The organism is Streptomyces sp. NPDC029674, assembly GCF_044903205.1.
Lineage (GTDB): Bacteria > Actinomycetota > Actinomycetes > Streptomycetales > Streptomycetaceae > Streptomyces.
In genome coordinates, this window is the sequence record NZ_JBJDPY010000002.1 from 345,167 (window position 1) to 369,159 (window position 23,993).

Genomic DNA, 23,993 nt, shown 5'->3' on the forward strand with positions numbered 1-23,993 from the left:
TGTGCGGGTCTGTACCTGGGCAAATCCGCGTGTTGCACCGCGTAGTCTGATCACCGAGCCCAGGTGCCAGTGGTAAGCCGTGCCTCGACCAGAACGCCTGGTTCGGGGCCGGCCTGGAAGCTAGCTGGTCAGGCACTGGAGCAGGCGGTGGTTTCGGGCTGTCCCTGGGCCGTCCAAGGCCGACCAGCAGTGACCAGCGGCGACCGACAGTGACAGGTTCCGGAACCGCCGACCCCAGGTCAGCTTCATCCATCTGCGACACTGGTACAGCTATGCCTAATCCCGGAGAACTGAACTCCGCGCTCAGAGAGCGGCCCAGTACCGGCGCTTGGGCTGTGCCATAGCCGTGCCAGGTCGAGCGGGGAACCACGGGGAACGGCGGGCAACGGGCCATCGGCATCGAGGGCCCACCAAGTCACTTCTCCGCAGGTCGGACGCCCAACTCCCCCTAGAACACCCGAGCTTCCCAAGCTGAGAGTGCGAGTTCGATTCTCGTCACCCGCTCTTGTTGGAACCCCCGGGTCTTGGGCCCGGGGGTTTTCTGTTGCCCAGGGTCAACGGCTCCCGTGACGGCCCCCACGCCCGTAAGGGGTGGCGAGGTTACTGCCAGAAGATCTCTTCGACGACGATCTGCGGGTCGTCCACGCGGTGCATGAAGATGTATCGGAGCCAACCGCGGTAGTTGTCGAAGTACAGGATGCGCGGGCCCTTGGGGCTGGTGGACCGTGCTGGTTCGACTCGTATGGCGTCGGGCAGTTCGGCGTCCGCTTCGATGCCGCGGAAGTACGGGTCTTTCGCTGTCACCAGTTCGGCGCGTGCCGCGTCAACGATCTTCCGTACGTGCTCGGGTAGGGCGTCGCGCGCCGCTTGGGCTTTGAGGGCCCAGTCCATCTGCCAGGGCGGTCCCATGAACACGTCGTCGCTCACCGGCCCGGCTCCGTGCGGGCGGCCATGTGCCGAATGTTGGACGCTTCCTCCAGGAGCTTTTTGGCTTCGGCGAGGTCGGTGGCTTCGGTGGCACGCGCTTCGAGGTCGGTCAGGTGAGCTTCGAGGTGCGGGTCCCGGGCGATGGCGTACTCGCCCCACCAGCGAGCCATGAACGCCGGCACGGGGCCGAGGTCGAACGTGTCGGCGATCGCCCGCTTCCAATGGGCGTCGAAGTCGGTGAGCAGTTGCGGAGCGTGCTGAGCGATGGCTTCGCGCAGTGCCTTGGGGGTTCTCTCCGGCATGGGTGGAGTGCCGGGTGAGTCGGTAGCAGCGGTGCTCATACTCTGTCCTCCGTCGGCCCTCGCCATTCCGGTTCTGGAGCCTACCGCCGCGGCTCAGGCCACGCAGAGACTCGTGCCAGGCTGTACCGAAACCGGGCCTACGCCTACGGGCTCGACCTGAGCGGTGGCCGACAGAGGCACCCGCCGCTCCGGAATCCGCCATCACGGACAGTCCAACCGGTGGCGAGATGCACCGCTCGACCGACGCAGACAGGTCTTCCCTTGGCCATCGGCTGAGCCCGGCCGTCGCCGAGCATGGCCAGACATTGTTGGCGCCGCAAGGCCATTGCCTGCGCCCCAGGGCCCGTGAGCCTTGGCTCAGGTGCGGCGCGCTGTCCTGGGGTTGCCGTACACCGGCGCAGCACGGGCTCAGTGGAGCGTGACTCGGGAGCTGCGGAGTACGGCACCCGCCACGCCACAGCGTCTATGCGGTCACCTGGCCGGTTTCCAGTCCGTGTCGAGGATGGCAGCGTGTACGGCAGCGACGATCGTCGTGATGGTGAGGACCAGCCCCTCCCAGTTTCTTGAGTTGCCGAGAACGGTTGCCACGGTGACCGAGCCGTAGATGATCACTGCGTAGATCACGGGCGCAGCCATGCTGACGACGCGCTTCTTGGCCGCGATGAAGAACAGCGGCGGTGCCAGAAGGCCGGCCGACGCCACGATGGCGGCGATCCAGACCACCTTGTGCAGGGTCTTCGCGTACATACGAGCTTGGATAGGAGCGTTGAGGTGCGAACTGCTCATGGTCCCCCTTGCTTCGTTCGGGCCCTCAGTGTGACCTGGCTCACGCTGCGGTGGCAGGTGACATGGAGACGCCGCGGAGCGCGCGTCAGCACTTCGCGCCCTGCCCTGCCGAAAGCGCCCCTGCCGGCGCCGTTCACGACCGACAGCGTGTTGGAGAGCTCGTCCCTTCGGTGCGGCGCACGTTCAGACGATCGGGGGGCGGCCCAGGCGCGTCATGTGGGCGACCGTGCGCCATCGCATTGGCCGGCGGGGACCGCCGGAGGTGAGTACGCCCTCTCGGAAGCCGCCGGACCATGCACGCAGGCCGTCCCAGGAGCGTGTCCTGGCCAGAGTGACCGCCGTCCAGACGCCGAGGTAGACGGGGACGAGGAGGGCGGGGAGGTGGCGCTTGGCCAGCCACACGCGGTTCCGGGCGGTCATCCGGTAGTACACCGCGTGTCGGGCCGGGGAGGTCTTCGGGTGCTGGAGCAGCAGCGTCGGCTCGTACACCACCCGCCACCGCGCATCCAGCGCCCGCCAGGCCAGATCGGTCTCCTCGTGGGTGAAGAAGAACGCGTCCGGCCACGTGCCGATCTCCTCCAGCATCCGCATCGACAGGGCGTGGCCGCCGCCGAGGAACGTGGTGACCTCGCCGCCCTGCATCGGGTCCTTCGCTCGCAGCCGGGGCACATGTCGGCGCTGTGTCTCCCCGTGCTCGTCGGCGATGCGGAACGACACAATGCCCAGCCGGTCGTCGGCCGCGTACATCTCTGCCAGGTGGCTGAGCACGTCGGCGTCTACGAGGAGACCGTCGTCGTCCAGGTCCACCAGCACGTCCACGTCACCGGATCGGCGCAGCTCCTCGATGGCCGCATTGCGCCCGCCGGACACGCCCAGGTTCTCCAGCAGCTCCAACCCGTGTACGTAAGGCGGTAGTTGAGGCAGTGGTGCGCCGTTGCCCACCACGACCACCCTCGTCGGCGCCAGGTCCTGCTTGGCCACCGCGTCCAGCAGCGCCCGAAGCTCGGCGGGGCGGTTGCCCATGGTGAGGATTGCGATGCCGAAGCGCGGGTGACTCACGAGTGGACTCCGTCCGTACGCCGTGCGAAGCAGGTGAGCCTATCGGTCGCTCAGGTAACTCGGGTTGATCATGCCGCTCAGGTCGCTCAGGCCGCTCAGGTGGTTTTGGGAGAAAGCAGAAGCCTCGTCGTCCGGTGATGGCTGCGGCGTAGGCTTTCGGCATGGAGCCGCAGGGGTACGGAGAAGCCCTCGGCGTGGCCGTGACGGTGCGGGGGCGCCTGGTGCCGTCTGTGTTGGTGAGGGGCGGATCCCCTTGGGTCGCGCGGGAGTTGGGGCTTGGCGGCCGAGGCTGTGGCTCGGTGGGTCTTGAGCGGGGTTCCCTATCTCTGAGGAGAGTGGCATGACGCCCCAACAGCAGCTGGCCGACGTCTTCGTGGCCTTGGCCGGCAGCTCGACGGATGGCTCAGTGGAAGGTGTGGGGGAAGGTGCTGGGGAAGGTGTAGCGGGAGGGGGGCTTGATGTTTGTCGGACCCTCGGTGTTCTGGCGGGGCGTACTCCCGCGCTGCTCGGCGTGCGGGCCGCTTCCGTCGTGTACGTCCCCGGTGGGCGCGACGAGATCCGGGTGAGCGGCTCCGATACCGACGTCTCCCTCCTGGAGCGTGAGGCCGTCAGCTGGCGTGAAGGGCCGGGGCATGTTGTTTCTGAGGGTGTCGCTGCGTGGCCTGAGGCCCCTGCCGCTCTTGGGTGCGGGCCGGTGATGCGGCGCTGGCCGCGTTACGCGCCGCGGGCCCTTGCTCTTGATTACACCCACGTCGTTTCGCTTCCTCTCCGCGTCTCCGCGGGCAGCCTCGGGGCGCTCGTCCTGTTCGCCGGGCGCGGAGACGTCTTCTCCCCCGGCGCGCTCAGGCTCGGACAGTCGATGGCCGACTTCACCGCCGTCACCCTGCACCGCGCCCGCGAGGCCGAGCAGAGCCGAGTGCTCGCCGGTCAGTTGGAGCGGGCGCTGGCCAGTCGCGTGGTCATTGAGCAGGCCAAAGGGGTGCTGGCGGTGCGCAGGTCGCTGTCCGTGGATGACGCCTTCGACGCGATGCGTGCGCATGCCCGTTCCCATCGGCGGGTGCTGAGTGAGGTGGCGCGGGAAGTTGTTGAGGGGCATGCCGATCCTGAGTTGGCCGGGTAGGTGGTGGGGGGGAGTGATGAGGGTAGGAGCGGGTGGGTGGGGTGCGGGTCCGTAGTGAGGGTGCGCGGCAGCGGGACGTGAGCGGTACGGCAGTGGAACGTGTGCGGTGGCGGTCAGAGTAGTGAGTGTCAGCAGGTCAGGCGCTGGTTGTTGTCACGGACCGGGCAGCTGTCGCGCCAGCACCACGTAGCACTCATGCGCCATGCATCCGTCATGCGCCACTCACGGGGGACTTCCCATGCGTACGTTCCGTAGCCGCACCACCGTTCTCGCCGCCGCCGGCGCGGCCGTTTTCGCCCTCTCCCTCACCGCCTGTGGCGGGGGCGACTCGGACACGAAGTCCGCCGGGTCGGCGGCCTCGGAGAGCACCACCGTCTCGGTCGGCGACTCCAAGACGGACGGCTCGTCGGGGTCCTCCGGTTCGTCGGGGCAGTCCGCGAAGGGCGGGGCCGCCGCGAAGGCCACCGTCGCCGCCGGGGGTTCCGGTTCCGGTGCCGCCGCTCCCGCCTGCACCACCAAGGACGTCAACATCAGCGCCGCCCGCCACGGTGGTCCGCCCTACACCCACATCGTGCTGACCGCGAAGAACACGTCGGGCCACAGCTGCAAGATGAACGGCTTCCCGGAGATCCAGTTCCTGGAGAGCCACAAGCAGAACGTGCCCGCCGTCGCCAAGAGCAAGCCCGCCGCCCCCGTCGTCCTGAAGGCCGGCGCCCCCGCGTATGCGCTGGTCAAGCTCTCGGACGGTGGCGTCGACGAGAACAACGAGCCCGTCTCCGGCTTCTCCGTCACGTTGCAGGGTGGGGGCGGTCAGGCTGCCGTCACCGCACCGGGCAACGGTGGCATCGCCGTCGACCCGGCGAAGGCGCTGACCGGCTACTGGACGTACGAGCTGCGTAACGGCGCCGACGACTTCTGAGAGTGTCCAGCGGGCCGGTCCGGGCGGGCTGGATGGTGCGGGCGTTCCGGACGTTCTGTCTACAGTCTCCCGGCGAGGCGGGCCAGGACCACTGCCTCTTCGGTGCCTTCCCCCGCACCGAAGATGTGGGGCCCCTAGCCCGTCTCGCCGGGTACGCAGGTAATGGTGGCGGTGGTGTTGTTGTTCCGGCCGTTCTTCTTCGCCGCGAAGCTCACCAGTTCCGTGGGGGGAAACCGTGCTTGTGTGCCGCTGCCACCACCAGCAGTACCGGGGCCAGGAGCAGCAGGATCGTCCAGGGGAAGGATGACGTTCCGACCAGGCCGAGCAGGATGCCGCCGATGACGCCGCCGGCGGCCATCGCGATGTTCCACAGGGTGACGAGCATGGCCTGTGCCGCGTCCGCCACGCCGCCGCCCGTGCCTTCTTCGTTCTCCGCGCCCCCCATCTCGCTGGTCATACCCGTCTCGTACGCCTCTCCCGCCTCGCCCGCGGCGGTCTGCAGGAGAGTCGGGGCGCCGCCCCAGCCCAGGCCCCACAGCGTCACCGCTACGTACACGAGTGCTGAAGTGTCGGAGAAGGCGGCCAGTACTGCGGCCGCGACTCCGACCAGGATCACGCTCGCGAGCGTCAGCGCGCGCAGCTTGCGGTGGATCAGTGCGCCCACGATCCAGATGCTGGCCAGGGACGCCGCGCCGAAGATGAGGAGAACGAGGTCGGTCGAGCCACCCATGCCGAGCTCGTCCAGGAACGCGGCAATGTACGTGTAGAGGACCGTGTGCGCCAGGACGAAGACGAGGGTGACGAAGAGGACCGGCATCACACCGGGTACGCGGAGGGTACGCAGCATCGGTGTGCCGGCGTCGCCACGTTTCTTACCCGGGTAGTCGGGGACGAGGGCGGAGATCCAGGCGAGCAGGCCCACGGTGAGGCCCGTCATGACGAGGAACGCGACCTGCCAGCTGAGCACCTTGCCGAGGAACGTACCGGCGGGCACGCCCAGTGACAGGGCGACCGGGATGCCCGCCATGGCGATGGCGATCGCCTTGCCCTGGAGGTGGGGCGGCGCCATGCGGCGGGCGTATCCGGCGAGCAGCGCCCAGGCGAGTCCCGCGGCCACGCCGGCGACGAAACGGGCTCCCATCGTGAGGGAGTAGTTCGTCGAGAACGCGGTGACGGTGTTGGCGGCGGCGAAGCCTGCCATCGCCGTCAGCAGCAGTCGCTTGCGGCGCCAGCCCGCGGTGGCGGCGGTCAGCGGTATCGCGGTGAGCGCGGTGCCGATCGCGTAGACGGTGACTGTCTGTCCCGTCGCCGACTCGCTGACGCCGAGGTCGGCGCTCATCGCGGGCAGCAGGCCCGCGGGCAGCGTCTCGGTGAGGCTCGTGATGAAGACGGCGGTGCTCAGGGCGAGTAGGGCGAGGAGGGGGAGTTGTTGGGGTTGTTGGGGTTGTTTATGGGGGCGTGTGGGGGTGGTTTCTGTTGTGGGCATGGGGTTGGTCCTTGTCAGTGCGTGTACGGGTGCGGGGGTGGGAGTGCGGGTGCGTTGGTGGGGGTTTCCGTTGCCAGGCGGAGTGCGGTGGCGGCCGTCTCGTCCGCCGGGCCGCGGCAACGGGTGAGCGTGGTCAGGGAGTTCGCCGTCGGGTCGTCGGCCGATGCGCCGGTCAGGACTACGGAGGCGCCCTCCCGTAGGAGCCGGAGCAGTTCGGGCGGGGGTGGGGCGGGGAGGCCGTCTTCGGCGTGGACGAAGAGGAAGTCGATGTCGCCGAGTCGTGCCTGGATGGCTGAGGCGAGTGCCTCGGCGGCTGTCGAGGGTGGCGGAGAGGGTGGGGAGGGCTGGTTGGCGCGGATTATGTGGGTGTGGGGGCCGACCTCGGTGGTGGTCTCCGTCAGGTCCGCGTCGGGGTCGGCCGTCAACAGGACCTCCGCGCCGCCCTCGACCAGCCGTTTCGCGATGGCCAGGCCCAGGCCGGTGGCACCGCCGATGACGACGGCTTTTCTGCCTGCGTACTTGGGCATCCGCGTTTCTCCTCCGACTTGTGATGTGCCAGGTCGTGCCTCGGTGGTCGTTTCCGTTGGGCAGGGACGACTGTGCTCGTCAGCGCTTCGGGGTCGCTGATGGTCCGCTGACGATCGAGGGCCAACCGTTCCGGCGGGCAGGAACGGGGCGGTGTGTACGGTGATCCGCATGCGGTTCGGGGTGCTGGGTCCACTGGCGGTGTGGGACGGCGAGGGGGAACCGGTGAAGGTTCCCGAGGCGAAGGTCAGGGCGCTCCTCGCCGACCTTCTGGTGCACGAGGGGCGGCCGGTCTCCGTCGACCGGCTCATCGACGACCTCTGGGGCGAGGCGCCGCCGGGCAATCCGGCCAACGCCCTCCAGGCCAAGGTCTCCCAGCTGCGCCGCGCGCTGGGCCGCGACCGCGTGGTGCGCCAGGCGCCCGGTTACCGGCTGCGGGTGGATGTGGCGGCCGGTGATGAGGTGGACGCGGATCGTTTCCGCGGCCTGGTCGTGGAGGCGCACGGTGTCTCGGATCCGCGGCTGCGGGTGCAAGTGCTGAGCCGGGCCCTTGAGTTGTGGCGTGGGCCCGCGTACGCCGATCTCGCCGACGAACCGTTCGTACGGGCGGCAGCCGATCGGCTCGCGGAGCAGCGGCTCGCCGTGGTGGAGGAACAGGCGGAGGCACGCCTCGCGGTGGGCGACCATACGTTGCTCACGGGTGAGCTGGCGGACCTCGTCGCGCAGCATCCGTTGCGGGAACGGCTGCGGGGCTTGCAGTTGCGGGCGCTGTACCTGGCGGGGCGGCAGAGTGAGGCGCTCGCGTCGTACGCGTCGCTACGCAAACGGTTGGCGGAGGAGCTTGGTCTCGACCCCGTCCCGAGTTGGTGTCCCTGTATGAGGCGATTCTCCGGCAGGAGGTGGGGGTGGGGGCGGCTTCCCTGGGCCCGGTGGGGTTGGGGGAGCCGGCAGGCCCGGTGGGGTTGGGGAAGTCGGCAGGCCCGGTGGGGTCGGTTGTGCCGATGGGGTCCGGGGAGCCGGCAGGCCCGGTGGGGTCTGGTGGGAGCTTGGGTGCGGGGACGGAAGCGGGGGCGGGGCGGAACGCCGGGCCGGGCGTAGGGCTGGCCGCGAGGTCGGATGCGAGGTCCGGCCGAGGGCCAGGTGTAGCGCTGGGCGCGGGGCCGGATGCGGGGTCCGGCAGACGGCCAGGTGTAGCGCTAGGCGCGGGAGCGGATGCAGGGCCGGGCGCAGGGCCGGGCGCAGAGCCGGGCGCGGGAGCGGATGCGGGACCCGGCGGAGGGCCGGGCGCGGGACCGGGCGTAGGCCAGGGTGCGGGGTCAGGTTTCGGGGTGGGGGCGTCGGCCGTTGCCGGGGCGGACGTCGGAACCGGGCGTCCTCGCGTCCGTACCAATCTGCCCGCTCCCCTCACCCCTCTCGTCGGACGAGAGCCTGCCGTGAGGCGGGTCGGGAAGCTTCTCGGGGGCGGGCGTCTCGTGACGCTCACCGGGACGGGGGGTGTCGGTAAGACGCGGCTCGCGGTGGAGGTTGCCGGTCGGCAGGTGGGTGGGGGCGCGTTGGGTGCCGCCTTTCCAGACGGCGTCTGGCTCGTCGAGTTCGCCGGGACGCGCGGCGGTAGCGGCGTCGCCGATCTCGCGCAGGCCGTGGCCGGCGTCCTCGGCCTCCGGGACGATGTGCCGTCGGGGCCGCCGCCTGGCCACGGTCCCACCGGGGGCGGAGGCGGGGGTGTCGGGGACCCCGGCTCCCCCGCCGCGCGGCTCGCCGACGCGCTGCGCGACCGCCGTACGCTGCTCGTTCTCGACAACTGCGAGCAGGTCGTCGAGGAGGCCGCCGAGCTCACGGATACGTTGCTGCGTGCCGCGCCGGGGCTGCGTGTGCTGGTTACGAGTCAGGAGCCGCTGGGGCTCACCGGTGAGGCGGTGTTCCTCGTGGAGCCGTTGCCGGCTGAGGACGCGGTCAGCCTGTTCGTGGCTCGGGCCGGGGCCGCTGCGCCCGGTTTTTCGCTTCCCCGTGGCGGCGCCGAGGAGGCGGCCGTCGCGGAGATCTGCCGCCGCCTCGACGGCATACCGCTCGCCTTGGAGCTCGCGGCTACTCGTGTACGCGCTTTGGGCGTACGGGAGTTGGCGGACCGGCTCGGCGATCGGTTCCGGCTGCTGACCTCGGGACAGCGCGGCGCCCCGGCCCGTCAGCAGACGCTGCGGGCGATGATCGACTGGAGCTGGGAGCTGCTCGGCGCGCCCGAGCGCATCGTGCTGCGCCGGCTGGCCGTGCATCGCGACGGTTGCACGCTGGAGGCGGCGGAGGCGGTGTGCGCGGGTGACGGGGTGACCCGCGAGGAGATCCTGGACCTGGTGACCCGCCTCGTCGACCGCTCCCTGGTCGTCATGGTGCCGGGGGCCGATGGGGCGGCCCCGCGCTACCGGTTGCTGGAGTCCGTGTCCGCGTACGCCATGGAGCGGTTGCGGGAGATGGAGGACCTGACCGGCGTACGGGAACGTCATCTCCGCTATTACCTGGCCCTCGCCGAGCGGGCCGAGCCGCATCTTCGCGGGAGCGACCAGTGGGTGTGGCTGGGGCTGCTCGACGCGGAGGCGGCGAACCTCCGGGCGGCATTGGATGCGGCTGTGCGGGGGGCCTCCGGCCGGGGCGGGGGTCACGTGGCTCGGTCGGCCTCCGGCCAGGGTGCCGAAGGGGCCGTGTGGTCGGCCTCCGGCCAAGGGACCGACGAGGTCGCCCGGTTGGAGCCCGGCCACGGCGGTGCCGAAGAAGCCTTGCGGCTTGGGCGCGCCCTCGTCTGGTGGTGGTTGCTGCGAGGGCGGTTGACCGAAGCCCGGCGTTCGCTTTCCGCGGTGCTTGATGCCGTGCCCGAAGTGACGGGAGCAGCCGGACCGGACCGAGCAGTCCGAGTGGGCGAGCTCCGCGTGCTGCGGGATGCGTTCGGGCTGCTCACCGGGGTGCGGAAGGACGCCCGCCGCGGCGCCGTCGTGGCTGGGCGCGCAGTTCCCCGCGCCCCTGAAGTCGACCTCCGCAGTCTCTGGCTCTACGCCTACGGCCTCTTCAGCGCCGGGGACCCCGCCGCGAGCGAAGAGGTCAACGCGCGGGTGCTCCGCCTCGCCGACGAGTCCGGGGACCGGTGGGTCACGGCCGCCGCGCTCGCGCTCCGCGCGATGCATGCCCTGATCCGGGGCGACCTCGAGACAATGGGCAGCGCCGGTCGACGCGCGGCAGGGCTCTTCGCCGAACTCGGGGACCGGTGGGGCGAGTTGCAGGTCGTCACGCCCCTCGCCGCCCTCGCCGAGATCAGAGGCGACTACGACGAGGCAGCGCGCCGCCAGGAGGACGGCCTCGGCATCGCCCGTGAGCTCGGGCTCCAGGCGGAGGTCGCGGCGCGGCTCTCTGGGCTCGGGCGGCTCGCGCTGCTCACCCGGGACTGGGGCCGAGCCCGCGAACTCCACACGCAGGCGCGCGACTTGGCGGACGAGCAGGGTTACCGCTACGGCGAGATCCACGCCGAGATGGGCCTCGCACTCGGCGCGCGCCGCGTCGGCGACCTGGCCTCGGCGGAGACGTATCTGCGGCGCATCCGCGACCGCCACGCCGACGTGTCCTCACCGGCGGGCGACCACCTGCACCACGCCGAGCTCGGCTTCATCGCCGAGCTGCGCGGTGACGGGCCCGGCGCCGAGGCGCACCACCTCCGCGGCCTCGAAACAGCCCGCCTGCTCGCCGAGCCACGTGCCGTCGCCCTCTCCCTGGAGGGCCTGGCGGGCGCGGCGGCCGTGTCCGGTACGCCGGAGCGGGCGGCCCTGCTGCTGGGCGCGGCGGACGCGGCCCGCAGGAGTGTGGGGGCGCCGCTTCCGCCCGCCGAACGCGGCGACGTCGACCGGATCACGGCCGCGGCGAAGGCGGCCCTGGGGGAGTCCGCCTTCGCCTCGGCGTTCGTACGCGGCGCGCGGCTCGACCCGGCGCGGCTGCCGGAGGACGTGACCTGACCCGCCCGGTCCGGCCCAGCCCGGCCCGGGCGCCGGACGACGTGACCTGACCCCGGCGTGACCCACCACGTCGCACATACCTTCGGCTCCCGCCGTTCCTCCCCGATACAGTGGGCCGTTCAGAGATCTCATGGGGGGCTTTACATGGCACTGTTCGGAAACGCTCACACCGTCGACCCCGCGAAGGCGCAGAACGACTACGCGCGGCTGCTCGGCCACGGCGAGCAGGTGCACGCCGCGTACACGCTGATACGCGACACCATGCTGTTCACCGACCGTCGGCTGATCATGGTCGACAAGCAGGGGATCACCGGCAAGAAGGTCGAGTACCACTCGGTGCCGTACCGCAGCATCACGCACTTCGCGGTGGAGACGGCGGGGCACTTCGACCTCGACGCGGAGCTGAAGATCTGGATCTCCGGCAATCCGGCGCCGATGCAGAAGACGTTCACCAAGGGCGTCGACATCTACGAGGTGCAGGCGATCCTGACGCAGTTCGTGGCGCGCTGACGGACCCCGCCCTACGGGGCCGGCTCCACGACTCCCGCCAACGGGTCCTTCCCGCATGCGGCCTCCGCCTCGCTGAACTTCACTGGGGGGACCAGGTGAAGGACGACGAGCCAGCGAGCTACGGAGGCGGCATGGCCAGGTTCGGGGACAGATACGGGTACGGCGACAGGTACAGGGCGTCCGGGGCGGCCGCGGCGGCGTGCGTCGCGGCCCTCGCCCTCCTGACCGCCGGCTGCTCCGACGGCGACGGCGGCGGCAACGTCTCCGACGCGGCCAGCAAGGCCGCCTCTGCCGTGGCCTCCGCCTCCGCGCGGGCCGGCGAGAAGATCCACGAGATCAAGGGCGGTATCGACGCCAAGGGCGACGTACGGCTCGGCAAACCGTCGACCGACGGGGACGGCCGCACCACCGTGAAGGTCACGGCCGACAACACCGGTGACTCCTCAAAGTCCTTCGCCGTCCAGGTCACCTTCAAGAACGCCGACGGCAAGCTCCTGGACACCGTCGTGACCAGGATTTCCGACGTCCCGGCGGGCAAGTCCAAGGACGCGACGGCCCGCAGCACCCACAAGCTCGACGGTGGCGTGAAGGCTGACGTCGCTACCGCCGTGCGGTACTGACCGGCCAAGGTGCGGGCCGCCCCCACGGAGTTGGCATGCCGATGCCTTTCCTCCGCCTCCCGCGTGTGCTTGCCTGGTGGCCATTTCGGCTGACTGGGGCGGGAGTTGCCGTATGCGGAAGCGGAAGCGCGGTCTTTGGGGCGCGGGGGTACTCGCGGGGGTGCTTTTACTGGGCGCCTGTGGGGACCCCGGGTCCGGGGGCGGGGGCGGGGGCGCGGTGCCGGCCGACCTCCCCGATGCGACGGGTCGTGCGACGGGTCCCGCTGCGGCTCCTGAGTCGCCGGCGCCACCGTCCGCCACGACCCGGCAGCGTGCCGCGAGAAACGCCCCGGACACCCCGGACGCCCCGGACAAGCCCTCCCCCAAAGTCCTCTACCTCGGCGACTCCCTCGCCATGGAGAACCAGGACGTCCTCGGCGCGCAGCTCAAGGACCGGCTCGGTGCGCGGTACCGCAGCGCGCCCTACTCGGGTACCACCCTCTGCGACTACCTCGACGGCACGGGCAAGGACTCCCTCGTCCCCGACAAGGACAAGGCCGCCGCCCTCGTACGGGCGCAGCGGCCCGACTACGTCGTCCTCCAGTTCTGGGGCAACGCGTGGGGCTACACGCCGTGCATGGACGGCATCACGTACGACAAACAGCGCGCGAAGTACTTCGACCGGTACGCGGCGGATGCGCGGCGCCTCGCCGCGCAGATCCGGGGTGCGGGAGGTGGGCGGACCCGCGTCGTGTGGGTGCTCCAGGGGCCCGACCCGATCACGCCCGACCGCGTGCGGCGCGTCAACGCGATCTATCAGGCGCAGGCCCGCGCCTCGGGCGGCCTCGTCGCCGACGCGGGCAAGGCGGTGGCGCCCGGGGCGGACCGCTACACGTGGGTGGAGAAGCTCCCCTGCACGGCGTACGAGCGTGAGCATTCCGCGTACTGCACGGAGCCGGGTGCGGGGCTCACGGCCCTCCACCGCGACAAGGATTACCTGCACTTCTGTCTGGCGCCGACCACGGCCAGGTCCCGGCCATGCCCGGTACGTTCCCCGGGCATCCGGCGGCTGACCTCGGTGATCACAGAGAGGATTCGTGCCGATCTCCGTTGACGGGGGCGGTCACCGAAAAGCCGGCCTTCCACATCACCCGTTCGGCCCCGCCCCGCTCGCCGCGCCCCAGCGCGCGTCACACGCTGTGAAGCCCCGTCCCCGACAGAAACAGGGGTGGATCATGAGCAGCACCGCCGCGCCCGGCGACCACCGCCCCGGTGGAAACGCGCCGCACGAGCCCCACCACAAGCACGCCGTCGCCGAGTCCCCCTGGGCGGCCGGCGGGACGATGTTCGCCGGTGTCCTGATGATGGTGAACGGCATCCTCGGCATCTTCGAGGGCATCGCGGGCATCGCCAAGGACGACGTCTACGAGCGGATCGGCGACTACGTCTACAAGTTCAACCTCACCACGTGGGGCTGGATCCACCTGATCCTCGGCATCCTCGTGGCCGTCGTCGGCTGGGGGATCCTGAAGGGCGCGAGCTGGGCGAAGGCGAGCGGCGTCGCGCTCGCGGCGCTGGCCATCGTGGCGCAGTTCCTGTGGCTGCCGTACACGCCGATCTGGGCGCTCATCTCCATCGCGATCGGCGTCTTCGTGATCTGGGCGCTGTGCAACGACCGCTCGGACGTCGCCGGGCCCTGACGGCAGGGCCCTGACGGCAGGGCTCGTGGGCTCGGCCTCAGAACGGCGCCGGGCCGCCGTTTGCCGCGACCGTGTCGCGCACCGCCCGGACGAACGCCTCCGTCCGGGCGCTGACGCCCGCCGTCCGGTGGATCAGCGCCACATCCGCGGACGGCACGTCCCGCAGGGGGACGAAGGTGACGCCGGGGCGCGCGTAGTACTTCTCCACGGAGGCGACAACCGGGGATACGCCCTGGCCCGCCGCGACCAGCGTCATCAGTTCCTGGAAGGACGCGACGTCCTGCCCGCGGCGGATCTCGCGGCCGCTCGGCGTGCGCGGCGGGACGTGGAAGTCCCACCAGTACGCGGGCGCGCCGTTCACGACGCCGAAGAACGTCTCGCCCGCCAGCTCCTCCAGCGAGACCGACGCGCGACCCGCCAGCGGGTGGCCGAGCGGCATCGCGAGCATGCGGGGTTCATTGATGACGACCGGGCCGACGGTCAGGTCCGGCTCCCGCACGGGCAGGCACGTGAAGAGCACGTCGATCTCGCCGTCGCGCAGCGCGCCCAGCGGGTTCTGGTACTGGGTCTCGCGCATCCGCACCTCGACGTTCGGGCAGCGCTCCCGGTACGCCGCAAGGACGGGGCCCGTCAGCGTGCCCGCGCCCGCGCCGAGGAAGCCGACGTGCAGCTCGCCCTCGACGCCCCGCGCCGTGTCCTTCGCGCGAGCCAGCGCCGCCTCCATCTCCTTGTGGAGCGGCGCCATGTCCTCGTACAGCTGACGGCCCAGCGGGGACATCCGCACCACGCGGCTGGTGCGTTCGAAGAGCGGGGCGCCGATCTTGCGCTCCAGCTTCTTCAGGGTCTGGCTGACCCGGGCCTGGGAGAGCAGGAGACGCTCCGCGGTACGGCCGAAATGCAGCTCCTCGGCCAGGGTCAGGAAGGTCTCCAGCTCTTGCCGCTCCACCGCATACCCCCTGTGACCTGCATCGATAAGCCTGAGCGTGTCGATCGTTGCACAGATCGCCGTTGATGGGGCAGCGCGATCGGCGGATCTTTGAGGAGTCAGGACGGCGACCCACCGGAAGGGCGCCTTCCACCTCAACTCCCCGGAGCTTCCGATGATTTCGCGCGCCCGCACGTCCCGTACGACCCTCGCCGTCACCCTCACCGTCACCGCCACCGCCGCCGCGCTCGCCCTGACCGCGGGTCTCGCCGTCACCGGCGCCCACGCCTCACCGCCCCCCGGCCACCACGACAAGGCCACCTCCTGGACCGCCGCCTGGGCGAGCGCTCCGCAGCGCCCCAGCACCGGCTTCAAGCCCAACTGGTCGGAGGCGGGCTTCGACAACCAGACGCTGCGGCAGGTCGTCCGCGTCACCGAGGGCGGCGACCGGGCCAGAATCCGGCTCTCCAACGCGTACGGCAGCTCGCCGCTGCGGATCGAGAGCGCCACCATCGCCCGTACGGAGAAGGGGGCGGCGGTGGAGAAGGGGTCCGTGCGACGGCTCGCCTTCGGCGGGAAGCGGGCGGTGACGATACCCGCGTACGGTCAAGTGGCGAGCGACGCCGCCGGGTTGGACCTCGACGCATTCGAATCCGTCACCGTCACCCTGCACCTGGCGGGCACGACCGGGCCCGCCACCTTCCACTCCCAGTCCTTCGCGACCAGCTACCGCGCGGACGGCGACCACTCCGCCGACACCGCGGGCCGCGCCTTCGGCGAGTCGACCGAGTCCTGGTACTACCTCGCGGGCGTGGACGTGGACGGCGGGGAGCGGCAGCGGCGCGACGGCGTCGTCCTCTTCGGCGACTCCATCACCGACGGCTTCGCCTCCTCCACCGACCGCGACCGCCGCTGGTCCGACGCCCTCGCCGAACGCCTCGACGAGGCAGGGAAGCCGAGGCCCGTCCTCAACGCCGGCATCGGCGGGAACATGGTCCTCAACGACTCCGCCTGGTACGGCGAGAAGAGCGCCAACCGTTTCGCTCGGGACGCCCTCGACCTGCCGGGTGTCGGCACGGTCGTCGTCCTCGAAGGCGTCAACGACATCGGCTTCAGCGAGACCGACAAGCCCACGTACAAGCCGGCGCCGGTCGTCTCCGCCCGCGAACTCATCAATGGACACCGCGAGTTGATACGGCAGGCCCGGGCCAAGGGCGTCAAGGTCGTCGGCGCCACCCTGCTCCCGCTCGGCGGCTCCGACCACTACGGCGAGCGCGCGGCCGCCGTGAGCGACGAGTTCAACGCATGGGTGCGGACGTCCGGCGAGTACGACGCGTACGTCGACTTCGACAAGGCCCTCGCCGACCCCGAGGACCCGGAGCGGATCGCGCCCGCGTACGACAGCGGCGACCACCTGCACCCGAACGACGCCGGGTACCGGGCGATGGCCCGGGCGGTGGACCTGGCGGCGCTGTGATGAAGCCAGGCGCTCATTCGGTCGTGTAGTAGCGGTAGAACGTCACCGCGAAGACGCCCGCCGCGACCACCAGCGCCATCACGGTGGACCGCAGCACGCTCGCCCCGCCCAGACTGTAGAGAAAGCCGAACGCGATGCCCGCGAACGCCGCCCAGGACAGGGCGCGCGGCTCGCGCGGGAGCGCGGACGCCACCCGGTGCAGGGCGAGCATGAGGGCGGCGAAGACCAGGCCGCCCACCACCCCGAGCATGACGTTCCCGGTGGTGATCGGCCCGCCGTCGCGCCGGATCGCGCAGGCCCAGAGGCCGTAGACGATGCCCGCGAGCAGGGCGAGGGCCGCCCAGCGGGTGGCGGGGGTCGCGGACGCCCGTGAACGGGGCACGGAGTGGACGGGAGCGGTGTGTGCCATGACGGTTCCCTTCTCGGGTTCGGCCGTACATCAGCGGCCCGGCCGTACATCGGCGGCCCGGCCGTACATCAGTGGTCGCGGTACGCGCACGGGCAGTCCCGGTGGTCCCGGTCGTGCCACTGCGGGCACGGGTCCTGGGACGACGGGCAGCTCGGCACGTGGCGGCCGCCGGTGTCGATGTACGCCGCGCTCACCCAGCCGCGGGCGCCCTCCAGCCAGTACCAGTGCGGGTCGCCGTGCACGGTGGTGCCCCGGACGGAGCATTTGACGCGGTCCTCGCTGCCGTACGGCATTTTCTCCAGGACCGTGCCATGGGTGCTCGGCTCGTCCCTGACCTTCAGGTCGGGGCCGGAGACGACGGTGCCCCAGATGACGCTGTCGTCGTTGTGGGCGGGACTTGCGGACGTAGTGGCGGTGGCGGTGGCGGCGGTGGTCGCGGTCAGTACGGCCGCCGCGCAGGCCGCCCCCAGGTTCAGAGCGATTCGCATGATCAGCCTCCTCGCCCCCTCATCCAGGAAACACCCGTTCGGCCCAGCGCTCCACCGGAGACGGTCCTAGTCTGAAAACCGATGAGTTTCCGGGGCGGACCCGGTCTGCCCTTCCGACGACATTCGTCGAGAGCACTCCTTGAGCACTCTTTGAGCACTCCTTGTGAGAAGGCGGGCGGACATGAGCAGCACGGCCATCGAGACCGCGGGTCTGGTGAAGACCTTCGGCGACAACCGCGCGGTCGACGGCATCGACCTCACCGTCCCGGCCGGCACGGTCTACGGCGTGCTCGGGCCCAACGGCGCGGGCAAGACCACGGCGGTCAAGATGCTCGCCACCCTGCTGCGCCCCGACGGCGGCGAGGCGCACGTCTTCGGCCACGACGTGGTGCGGGAGGCGGACGCGGTACGCGGCCGGGTCAGCCTCACCGGGCAGTACGCGTCGGTCGACGAGGACCTGACCGGCACGGAGAACCTGGTCCTGCTCGGCCGCCTCACCGGGCACGCCAAGAAGGCGGCGCGCGAGCGGGCCGGGCAGCTGCTCGAGGCGTTCGGTCTGACGGACGCGGCGGCCCGGCAGGTGAAGAACTACTCGGGCGGCATGCGGCGCCGCATCGACATCGCCGCGTCCATCCTGAACACCCCCGACCTGCTCTTCCTGGACGAGCCGACGACGGGCCTCGACCCGCGCAGCCGCAACCAGGTCTGGGACATCGTGCGGGCGGTCGTCGGCCACGGCACGACGGTCCTGCTCACCACCCAGTATCTCGACGAGGCCGACCAGTTGGCGGCCCGTATCGCCGTCATCGACAAGGGCAAGGTCATCGCCGAGGGCACCAAGGGGGAGCTGAAGGCGTCGGTCGGCGCGGGTTCGGTGCATGTGCGGCTGCGGGAGGCCGCGCGGCGCGAGGAGGCGGCCCGGCTGCTCGGCGCGGTGCTCGGCGCGGAGGTGCAGCTGGAGCCCGATCCCGTCGCCCTGACAGCCCGCGTCGGTACACACGGCGAACGCGACGGCGACGGCGGCGGCGCCGCGGACCAGGCCTCGCGCGCGCTCGCCGAGCTGGCCCGCGCCGGCATCACCGTCGACAACTTCTCACTGGGCCAGCCCAGCCTGGACGAGGTGTTCCTCGCGCTGACCGGCGCGGACGCCGGAACCGGTTCGGGCACGGACGCCGGAACCGGTTCGGGCGCGGACGCCGGATCCGGTTCGACCGAGCTGAAGGAAGAGGCCACGGCATGAGCACCGCCACCACCACCGAGAGCCAGGATCTCGCGCCCGTCAGGACCGAGTCCCTCGCCGAGCTCCTGATCGCCACCGAGCGTCCGCCCAGGCCGACCGCGCTCTCCGCCTGCCTCACCTTCGGCTGGCGCGCCATGCTCAAGATCAAGCACGTGCCGGAGCAGCTCTTCGACGTCACGGCGTTCCCGATCATGATGGTGCTGATGTACACGTACCTGTTCGGGGGCGCGCTCGCCGGTTCCCCGTCCGAGTACATCCAGTACCTGCTGCCGGGCATCCTCGTGATGTCCGTCGTCATGATCACCATGTACACGGGCGTCTCGGTCAACACCGACATCGAGAAGGGCGTCTTCGACCGCTTCCGTACGCTGCCGATCTGGCGCCCCGCGGTGATGGTCGGCTACCTCCTCGGCGACGCCCTCCGCTACGCGATCGCCTCCGTGGTCATCCTGACCGTCGGCCTCATCATGGGCTACCGCCCGGACGGCGGCTTCGTCGGTGTCGTGGCCGGGATCGCGGTCCTGCTCGTCTTCTCCTTCGCCTTCTCCTGGATCTGGACGATGTTCGGGCTGCTGCTGCGCACCGAGAAGTCGGTGATGGGCGTCAGCATGATGGTGATCTTCCCGCTGACGTTCCTCAGCGACATCTTCGTGAAGCCCGAGACGATGCCGGGCTGGCTGCAGGCCTTCGTCAACAACAATCCCATCACCCACGCGTCGTCCGCGGTCCGCGCCCTGATGGACGGCACGTCGCCGGCGTCGGAGCTGGCGTGGACGTTCGGCTGGGCGCTGCTCCTGGTGGCGGTGTTCGGGCCGGTGACGATGCGTCTGTACAACCGAAAGTAGGCGCTGTTGCCCCCATATGCAGTCGCCCCGGTCGCGTCCCGCGTGACCGGGGCCTTCCCTTGGACGCGTGCCGAAAAGCGTCCGCGCCGCCCTGTCCGCCGTCCTCCTCGTCCTCGCCTGTCTCCTGGTGCCGGTCGGCGCGCTCGCCGTCTGGGCGAAGTACGAGATCGGGGACCGGGACAGCTACGTCGCCACGATGGCGCCGCTCGCCTCCGACCCGGCGGTGCGTGCGGCGGTGGCGGACGCGGTCGCCGACTCCGTGTCGAAGGAGATCGACGTGGGGCCGCTGCAGGGCGCGGTCGAGTCGTTCGTACGGGACGCGGTGCGGTCGTTCACCGAGACGGGGGCCTACAAGACGGCCTGGAACGCGGCGAACCGGGCGGCGCACGACGCGGTGCAGTCGGCCCTGGACAAGGACACGGACGCCGGCAGGAACGGTGAGGTCACCATCGACCTCGCGCCCATCACCGAGCAGGTCAAGCGGCAGCTGGAGAACGACGGCGTGCCGTTCGCGTCGAAGATCCCGGTGAGCCACACGGAGGTCACGGTCCTGGAGTCCGACGACCTCGGCCGGCTGTGGCGCGGCTTCCACGCGCTGCAGGTGGCGGGCGTCTGGCCCGCGGTGGCCGCGGCCGTCCTCGCCGTCACCGGCATCCTGCTCGCCGCCCGCCGCCGCCGTGCGGCCCTCGCCACGGCACTCGGCATGGCCCTCGCCGCCGCGGCCCTGGCCGCCGCGGTCGCGACCGGCCGCGCCCTGGCCCTCGACGACCTCCCCCCGGACATCTCGCGCGACGCGGCGGGCGCGGTGTACGACGCGCTGACGGAGACGGTGTGGGTGACGGCGTGGGTGATCATCGCGACGACCCTGCTGATCGCCCTCGCCGCCTGGCTCACTCCGCGCCTGCGCCGCCCGAGCCGTTAGGGAAATTCACGGGCGGAGACGGGCCCGGGCCGCCGGGGAAACTCGCGGGCGGAGACGGGCCCTGGTCGATTACGGTCACCGACCATGTGCACGCCACCGACGACCACGACGACCGCCGTCCGCCCGACGACCACGCTCTGGCGGCCCACGGGCCCCGAGGAGCTGGCCCTCGTCGCGGCCTCCCGCTGGACCGCCTGGCCGCCACGCCTGCCCGAGCAGCCGATCTTCTACCCCGTCCTGAACGAGGACTACGCGATCCGCATCGCCCGCGACTGGAACGTCCCGGCGTCCGGGTCCGGCCACGTCACCCGCTTCGAGGTCGACTCCGCGTTCCTGGAGCGCTATCCCGTCCGGCAGGCGGGCGGCGAGACGATCCTGGAGCTGTGGGTCCCGGCCGAGGAGCTCGACGAGTTCAACCGGCACATTGTGGGGCGCATCGAGGTCGTCGGCGAGTTCCACGCGCGCCCCTGAGAGGCGCGCCGGCCGGCGCCCCGTCAGGGGCGCGGGGAACTGCGCGAGGACGGACCACAACCCGCACCCGGCGACCGGGCAGCAACCCGGCGGGCAACCGTCGTCGGCCGCGCCTCGTCTCTGAGGGAGGATTCCGGCTGCGGCAAGCGACGGCCACCGACGACGAGAGGTCCGGCCCCTTGAACAGTGCGGGTGAAGCAGGCAGGGCGGGCGGCGTGGCCGTCGAGGCGGGGCACGAGGACGACGTGGCGGCACCGGAGTCGCGGCGGCGGGCGGGGCGGGCCGCCGTGTGGGGAGCCGGGGTGCTGCTCGTCGGGGTGAGTGCCGTCGTCGGGTTCCGGGTCGCCGACTCCGACGGGGTCACGCCCGTGCCGCAGCTGCTCGCGTTCCTGCCCTGGCTGCTCGTGCCCGCCGGGGCGGGGCTGTTGATGGCCGTGCTCGGGCGGTGGCGGGTCGGCATGCTGTGGGGCGTCGTCGTGCTCGGCCTCGTCGCCTGGTACATGGAGCCGTACGGGAACACCGACGCGCCGCGCGGACGCGCCGTCACCGAGCTGCGCGTGCTGACGTCGAACGTCGAGTTCGGGCAGGGCACGGCCGGGCTGGTCAGGGCCGTCCGCGAGGAGCGGCCCGATCTGCTGTTCGTCGAGGAGTGCGACCCCGGCTGCGCGGCCCTCCTCCGCAAGAAGCTCCCCCGCGCCGACTACCCCTACCGCGAGGCCGTCGAGGCGTACGGCGCCGAGGGCTCCGTCATCCTCGCCAAGTTCCCGCTGAAGCGGGCGGCCGGCGTCGAGGCCACGCTCGGCATGCCCGGCGCCGTCGCCGACGTCGAGGGCCACCCCGTACGGGTACAGCTCGCGCACCCCATGCCGCCGCTGCCCCGCGGGGTCGGCCTGTGGCGCTCCGAGATGCGCAAGCTCCAGGAGTACGCGGCCGCGGGCGGCGACCGGCCCACCATCATCGCCGGGGACTTCAACGCCACCCAGGACCACGCCGCGTTCCGTGCCGTCCTGGACGAGGGGCTGCGCGACGCCGCCCGGCTCGCCGGGTCCTCACGTACCCCGAGCTGGCCCACCGCCGCGCCCGCGCCGCTCGGCGCGCAGATCGACCACGTCCTCGCCACCCCGGACTTCGCCGCCCGCGACGCCCGCTTCCTGGACATCGGGAACACCGACCACCGGGCGCTCGCCGTCACACTGACCCTGTACAAACCGGAAACAGAGCGTTGACCCTCCGGCCAGGGCAAGTTACGTAAAGCACCGATAATGGGCGCATGCCCCGAGAGTCCCGTACCGTCCGTCCGGCCCGTCCGGTCTCACTGAGCCCGCTCACCCCGCCCGACTGGCTGGTCAGGTCCCTCAAGCCGCAGTCCGCGCCCATCCCCTGGGCGGCCGTCGCCCGCGCCTCCGTGGCGATGGCGCTCCCCCTCGCCCTCGGCATCCTCGCGGGCAGGCCGACGTACGGCGCGCTCGCCTCCATGGGCGCTCTCTCCGGAGTCATCGGCGACACCGCGGACGCCTACCGCATGCGGATCTTCAACATCGCCGTGCCACAGCTCTTCGGCGCCATCGGCGTCACCCTCGGCTCGCTCGTCTTCGGGCACGGCTGGGTGGCGGTCGGCGCGGTCACGTTCGTGGCGCTGGTCTCCGGGATGATGTCGACGATCGGCGCCGTCGCCTCCGTGTCGGGCCTGCTCCTGCTGCTCAACTGCGTGGTCGGCGCCGGGCTCCCCATGCCGGGGGAGTGGTGGCTGGCCCCGGCCCTGATGACCGGCGGCGGGCTCCTCGTCCTCACGCTCGCCCTGCTCGCCTGGCCACTCCGCTCGGGCGTGCCCGAACGTACCGCCGTCGCCGCCTCGTACCGCTCGGTGGCCGCGCTGCTCGACGCGGCGGGCACGGACGCGTACGGCGAGGCGCGCACCGCCGTGACGGCCTCGCTGAACCAGAGTTACGACCTCGTCCTCGCCCGGCGCACCCGCGACCACGGCCGCAACCCCGAACTGGTGCGGCTCGTCGCCCAGTTGAACGCCCTCATCCCCGTCCTCGAAGCCGCCCCCGCCGCCGACCAGGCCGCCCGGCACGCCTGCGTACGCCTGCCGCCCGAGGTCCCCGCCGCGGTGCGCGCGCTGGCGGACGCGGTGGAGCGGGGCGCGACCGTGCACGCCACCGTCAGCGCACCGGCCACCCGCGCGGCAGCCCGCATCCCCGAACCCCAGGACCACGCCGCCCGCGCCCTCGACCACGCCGTGCTCCACGCGGCGGAGACCCTCGCCGACCCCGACCCGCTCGGCGTCATCGAGACCGACGACCGCCTCGGCCGCCCCGCCGACCTGCGCGTCCGCGCCCGCCGCGCCGCCCGCAACGTCGTCCTCTCCGGTACCTCCTGGCGCTACGGCCTGCGCCTCGCCCTCTGCATCGGCATCGCCCAGGCCCTGGTCTCGCTCATCGACGTACCGAGGTCGTACTGGGTGGCGCTCACCGTCACCTTCGTCCTCAAGCCCGACTTCGGCTCGGTCTTCTCCCGCGCCGTCCTCCGCGCGCTCGGCACCGCCGCGGGCCTCGTCGTCGCGGCCGCCGTCCTCGCCGAAGTCCCCCACGGCTGGTGGGACGTCCCCGTGATGATGCTGCTCGCCCCGCTCATCCCGGCCCTCACCACCCGCGGCTACGGCTACCAGACGGCGGCGATCACCCCGGTCATCCTGCTGCTCTCCGACATCCTCAACCACCAGGGCCTCGGCCTCGTCGTACCGCGCCTCGTCGACAGCCTGATCGGCTGCGGCATCACGCTCGTCGCCGGCTACCTGCTCTGGCCGGAGAGCTGGGGCACCCGGATCGGCGACCGGCTCGCGGACGCGGTGGCGGACACCGCGCGGTACGTGGAGTGCGCGTTCGGCACCGACGGCGAACCCGCCGAACGCGCCCGCATGCGCCGCGGCCTCTACCGCGACCTGTCCGTCATCCGCTCCGAGTTCCAGCGCGCCCTGACCGAACCCCCGCCCACCGGCACGCGGGCGGCCGCCTGGTGGCCGCTGGTCGTCGCCGTCGAACGCATCCTCGACGCCACGACCGCGGCAAGGGTCCGCATCCGGCACGGCGCGGAGCCCCCGACTCCGGAGGAGGTGGCCGAAGTAGCCCACGAACTGGAGGGCCTGGCGGACCGCCTACGCAAGTCGGTGATCCTGGAGAAGGGCCACGCGAACTTCACGGACGACTCCAAGGAGAGCGTCCTGGAGCCGTTGCGGCAGGAGGTGAGCGCGGCGAGAGCTGTGGCGTCACCGAAGGCTGGGTAAAGGGGCGC

At 71.5% G+C, this 23,993-nt stretch carries 22 protein-coding genes and 1 pseudogene; 14 read left to right on the top strand and 9 right to left on the bottom strand.

The window, feature by feature from the left end:
- Positions 1–600: 600 nt before the first annotated feature.
- The 4 genes from ACI2L3_RS05515 to ACI2L3_RS05530 form a co-directional block, all read right to left on the bottom strand.
- Positions 601–927, bottom strand: coding sequence for a hypothetical protein (locus ACI2L3_RS05515; RefSeq protein WP_404750995.1), 327 nt, complete (start codon positions 925–927; stop codon positions 601–603).
- A complete protein-coding gene (locus tag ACI2L3_RS05520; protein WP_404750996.1) occupies positions 924–1,229 on the bottom strand; it encodes a DUF6247 family protein in 306 nt (101 codons plus the stop codon). Before ACI2L3_RS05520 ends, ACI2L3_RS05515 begins: the two co-directional genes overlap by 4 nt.
- A 471-nt stretch (positions 1,230–1,700) precedes the next feature.
- Positions 1,701–1,976, bottom strand: coding sequence for a hypothetical protein (locus ACI2L3_RS05525; protein WP_404750997.1), 276 nt, complete (start codon positions 1,974–1,976; stop codon positions 1,701–1,703).
- Between the two features lie 222 nt (positions 1,977–2,198).
- Complete coding sequence (locus ACI2L3_RS05530; protein WP_404750998.1) at positions 2,199–3,074, bottom strand: glycosyltransferase family 2 protein; 876 nt, start codon at positions 3,072–3,074, stop codon at positions 2,199–2,201.
- A 340-nt stretch (positions 3,075–3,414) separates the two neighbouring features.
- Between ACI2L3_RS05530 and ACI2L3_RS05535 the strand changes: the two genes are divergently transcribed.
- Together ACI2L3_RS05535 and ACI2L3_RS05540 are read left to right on the top strand one after the other, a co-directional pair.
- The gene (locus ACI2L3_RS05535; RefSeq protein ID WP_404750999.1) at positions 3,415–4,194 is read left to right on the top strand and encodes an ANTAR domain-containing response regulator; all 780 of its coding nucleotides are present in this window, start codon (positions 3,415–3,417) and stop codon (positions 4,192–4,194) included.
- Between the two features lie 238 nt (positions 4,195–4,432).
- Positions 4,433–5,113, top strand: coding sequence for a DUF4232 domain-containing protein (locus ACI2L3_RS05540; RefSeq protein WP_404751000.1), 681 nt, complete (start codon positions 4,433–4,435; stop codon positions 5,111–5,113).
- A gap of 211 nt (positions 5,114–5,324) precedes the next feature.
- Here ACI2L3_RS05540 and ACI2L3_RS05545 read toward each other — a convergent pair whose 3' ends face one another.
- Positions 5,325–6,599, bottom strand: a complete 1,275-nt coding sequence (locus ACI2L3_RS05545; protein ID WP_404751001.1) for an MFS transporter — start codon at positions 6,597–6,599, stop codon at positions 5,325–5,327.
- A 14-nt stretch (positions 6,600–6,613) separates the two neighbouring features.
- Entirely contained in the window at positions 6,614–7,126 is a 513-nt protein-coding gene (locus ACI2L3_RS05550; protein ID WP_404751002.1) for an SDR family NAD(P)-dependent oxidoreductase, read from the bottom strand.
- A gap of 169 nt (positions 7,127–7,295) precedes the next feature.
- Between ACI2L3_RS05550 and ACI2L3_RS05555 the strand changes: the two are divergent.
- The 5 genes and pseudogenes from ACI2L3_RS05555 (at position 7,296) to ACI2L3_RS05575 (ending at position 13,922) form a co-directional block, all read left to right on the top strand.
- Positions 7,296–11,113: pseudogene (locus ACI2L3_RS05555) on the top strand (AfsR/SARP family transcriptional regulator).
- Between the two features lie 144 nt (positions 11,114–11,257).
- Positions 11,258–11,623 (top strand): PH domain-containing protein, encoded by a 366-nt coding sequence (locus ACI2L3_RS05560; protein WP_404751003.1) that lies wholly within the window; start codon positions 11,258–11,260, stop codon positions 11,621–11,623.
- Between the two features lie 131 nt (positions 11,624–11,754).
- Complete coding sequence (locus ACI2L3_RS05565; protein ID WP_404751004.1) at positions 11,755–12,243, top strand: FxLYD domain-containing protein; 489 nt, start codon at positions 11,755–11,757, stop codon at positions 12,241–12,243.
- Positions 12,244–12,355: 112 nt separating this feature from the next.
- A complete protein-coding gene (locus ACI2L3_RS05570) occupies positions 12,356–13,336 on the top strand; it encodes an SGNH/GDSL hydrolase family protein (RefSeq protein ID WP_404751005.1) in 981 nt (326 codons plus the stop codon).
- Between the two features lie 121 nt (positions 13,337–13,457).
- Positions 13,458–13,922, top strand: coding sequence for a hypothetical protein (locus tag ACI2L3_RS05575; RefSeq protein WP_404751006.1), 465 nt, complete (start codon positions 13,458–13,460; stop codon positions 13,920–13,922).
- Positions 13,923–13,959: 37 nt separating this feature from the next.
- On the opposite strand, the gene ACI2L3_RS05580 is transcribed toward ACI2L3_RS05575, so the two are convergent.
- Positions 13,960–14,868, bottom strand: coding sequence for a LysR family transcriptional regulator (locus tag ACI2L3_RS05580; RefSeq protein ID WP_404751007.1), 909 nt, complete (start codon positions 14,866–14,868; stop codon positions 13,960–13,962).
- A gap of 154 nt (positions 14,869–15,022) precedes the next feature.
- Between ACI2L3_RS05580 and ACI2L3_RS05585 the strand changes: the two genes are divergently transcribed.
- Positions 15,023–16,324 (top strand): SGNH/GDSL hydrolase family protein, encoded by a 1,302-nt coding sequence (locus ACI2L3_RS05585; RefSeq protein WP_404751008.1) that lies wholly within the window; start codon positions 15,023–15,025, stop codon positions 16,322–16,324.
- 13 nt (positions 16,325–16,337) lie between these two features.
- On the opposite strand, the gene ACI2L3_RS05590 is transcribed toward ACI2L3_RS05585, so the two are convergent.
- The gene (locus tag ACI2L3_RS05590) at positions 16,338–16,733 is read right to left on the bottom strand and encodes a hypothetical protein (RefSeq protein WP_404751009.1); all 396 of its coding nucleotides are present in this window, start codon (positions 16,731–16,733) and stop codon (positions 16,338–16,340) included.
- A gap of 68 nt (positions 16,734–16,801) precedes the next feature.
- Positions 16,802–17,221: an SH3 domain-containing protein gene (locus tag ACI2L3_RS05595; protein WP_404751010.1), complete on the bottom strand. Its 420-nt coding sequence runs from the start codon at positions 17,219–17,221 to the stop codon at positions 16,802–16,804.
- A gap of 181 nt (positions 17,222–17,402) precedes the next feature.
- On the opposite strand from ACI2L3_RS05595, the gene ACI2L3_RS05600 reads away from it, so the two are divergent.
- From ACI2L3_RS05600 to ACI2L3_RS05625, 6 genes are all read left to right on the top strand, one after another.
- Entirely contained in the window at positions 17,403–18,461 is a 1,059-nt protein-coding gene (locus ACI2L3_RS05600) for an ATP-binding cassette domain-containing protein (protein WP_404751011.1), read from the top strand.
- Entirely contained in the window at positions 18,458–19,306 is an 849-nt protein-coding gene (locus ACI2L3_RS05605; RefSeq protein WP_404751012.1) for an ABC transporter permease, read from the top strand. The genes ACI2L3_RS05600 and ACI2L3_RS05605 overlap by 4 nt, the downstream gene beginning before the upstream one ends.
- A 67-nt stretch (positions 19,307–19,373) precedes the next feature.
- Positions 19,374–20,228: a hypothetical protein gene (locus ACI2L3_RS05610; protein ID WP_404751013.1), complete on the top strand. Its 855-nt coding sequence runs from the start codon at positions 19,374–19,376 to the stop codon at positions 20,226–20,228.
- 84 nt (positions 20,229–20,312) lie between these two features.
- A complete protein-coding gene (locus tag ACI2L3_RS05615; protein WP_404751014.1) occupies positions 20,313–20,699 on the top strand; it encodes an ADP-ribosylation/crystallin J1 in 387 nt (128 codons plus the stop codon).
- A gap of 215 nt (positions 20,700–20,914) precedes the next feature.
- Complete coding sequence (locus ACI2L3_RS05620) at positions 20,915–21,925, top strand: endonuclease/exonuclease/phosphatase family protein (RefSeq protein WP_404751330.1); 1,011 nt, start codon at positions 20,915–20,917, stop codon at positions 21,923–21,925.
- A gap of 44 nt (positions 21,926–21,969) precedes the next feature.
- The gene (locus ACI2L3_RS05625) at positions 21,970–23,985 is read left to right on the top strand and encodes an FUSC family protein (protein ID WP_404751015.1); all 2,016 of its coding nucleotides are present in this window, start codon (positions 21,970–21,972) and stop codon (positions 23,983–23,985) included.
- Positions 23,986–23,993 lie beyond the last annotated feature (8 nt).

Excerpts from the sequence above, each read along its gene's own strand:
- ACI2L3_RS05520 (WP_404750996.1), bottom strand. The coding sequence starts at position 1,229 with ATGCCGGAGAGAACCCCCAAGGCACTGCGCGAAGCCATCGCTCAGCAC.
- ACI2L3_RS05525 (WP_404750997.1), bottom strand. The coding sequence starts at position 1,976 with ATGTACGCGAAGACCCTGCACAAGGTGGTCTGGATCGCCGCCATCGTG.
- ACI2L3_RS05535 (WP_404750999.1), top strand. The coding sequence starts at position 3,415 with ATGACGCCCCAACAGCAGCTGGCCGACGTCTTCGTGGCCTTGGCCGGC.
- ACI2L3_RS05540 (WP_404751000.1), top strand. The coding sequence starts at position 4,433 with ATGCGTACGTTCCGTAGCCGCACCACCGTTCTCGCCGCCGCCGGCGCG.
- ACI2L3_RS05545 (WP_404751001.1), bottom strand. The coding sequence starts at position 6,599 with ATGCCCACAACAGAAACCACCCCCACACGCCCCCATAAACAACCCCAA.
- ACI2L3_RS05550 (WP_404751002.1), bottom strand. The coding sequence starts at position 7,126 with ATGCCCAAGTACGCAGGCAGAAAAGCCGTCGTCATCGGCGGTGCCACC.
- ACI2L3_RS05560 (WP_404751003.1), top strand. The coding sequence starts at position 11,258 with ATGGCACTGTTCGGAAACGCTCACACCGTCGACCCCGCGAAGGCGCAG.
- ACI2L3_RS05565 (WP_404751004.1), top strand. The coding sequence starts at position 11,755 with ATGGCCAGGTTCGGGGACAGATACGGGTACGGCGACAGGTACAGGGCG.
- ACI2L3_RS05570 (WP_404751005.1), top strand. The coding sequence starts at position 12,356 with ATGCGGAAGCGGAAGCGCGGTCTTTGGGGCGCGGGGGTACTCGCGGGG.
- ACI2L3_RS05575 (WP_404751006.1), top strand. The coding sequence starts at position 13,458 with ATGAGCAGCACCGCCGCGCCCGGCGACCACCGCCCCGGTGGAAACGCG.
- ACI2L3_RS05585 (WP_404751008.1), top strand. The coding sequence starts at position 15,023 with ATGATTTCGCGCGCCCGCACGTCCCGTACGACCCTCGCCGTCACCCTC.
- ACI2L3_RS05590 (WP_404751009.1), bottom strand. The coding sequence starts at position 16,733 with ATGGCACACACCGCTCCCGTCCACTCCGTGCCCCGTTCACGGGCGTCC.
- ACI2L3_RS05595 (WP_404751010.1), bottom strand. The coding sequence starts at position 17,221 with ATGCGAATCGCTCTGAACCTGGGGGCGGCCTGCGCGGCGGCCGTACTG.
- ACI2L3_RS05600 (WP_404751011.1), top strand. The coding sequence starts at position 17,403 with ATGAGCAGCACGGCCATCGAGACCGCGGGTCTGGTGAAGACCTTCGGC.
- ACI2L3_RS05605 (WP_404751012.1), top strand. The coding sequence starts at position 18,458 with ATGAGCACCGCCACCACCACCGAGAGCCAGGATCTCGCGCCCGTCAGG.
- ACI2L3_RS05615 (WP_404751014.1), top strand. The coding sequence starts at position 20,313 with ATGTGCACGCCACCGACGACCACGACGACCGCCGTCCGCCCGACGACC.
- ACI2L3_RS05625 (WP_404751015.1), top strand. The coding sequence starts at position 21,970 with ATGCCCCGAGAGTCCCGTACCGTCCGTCCGGCCCGTCCGGTCTCACTG.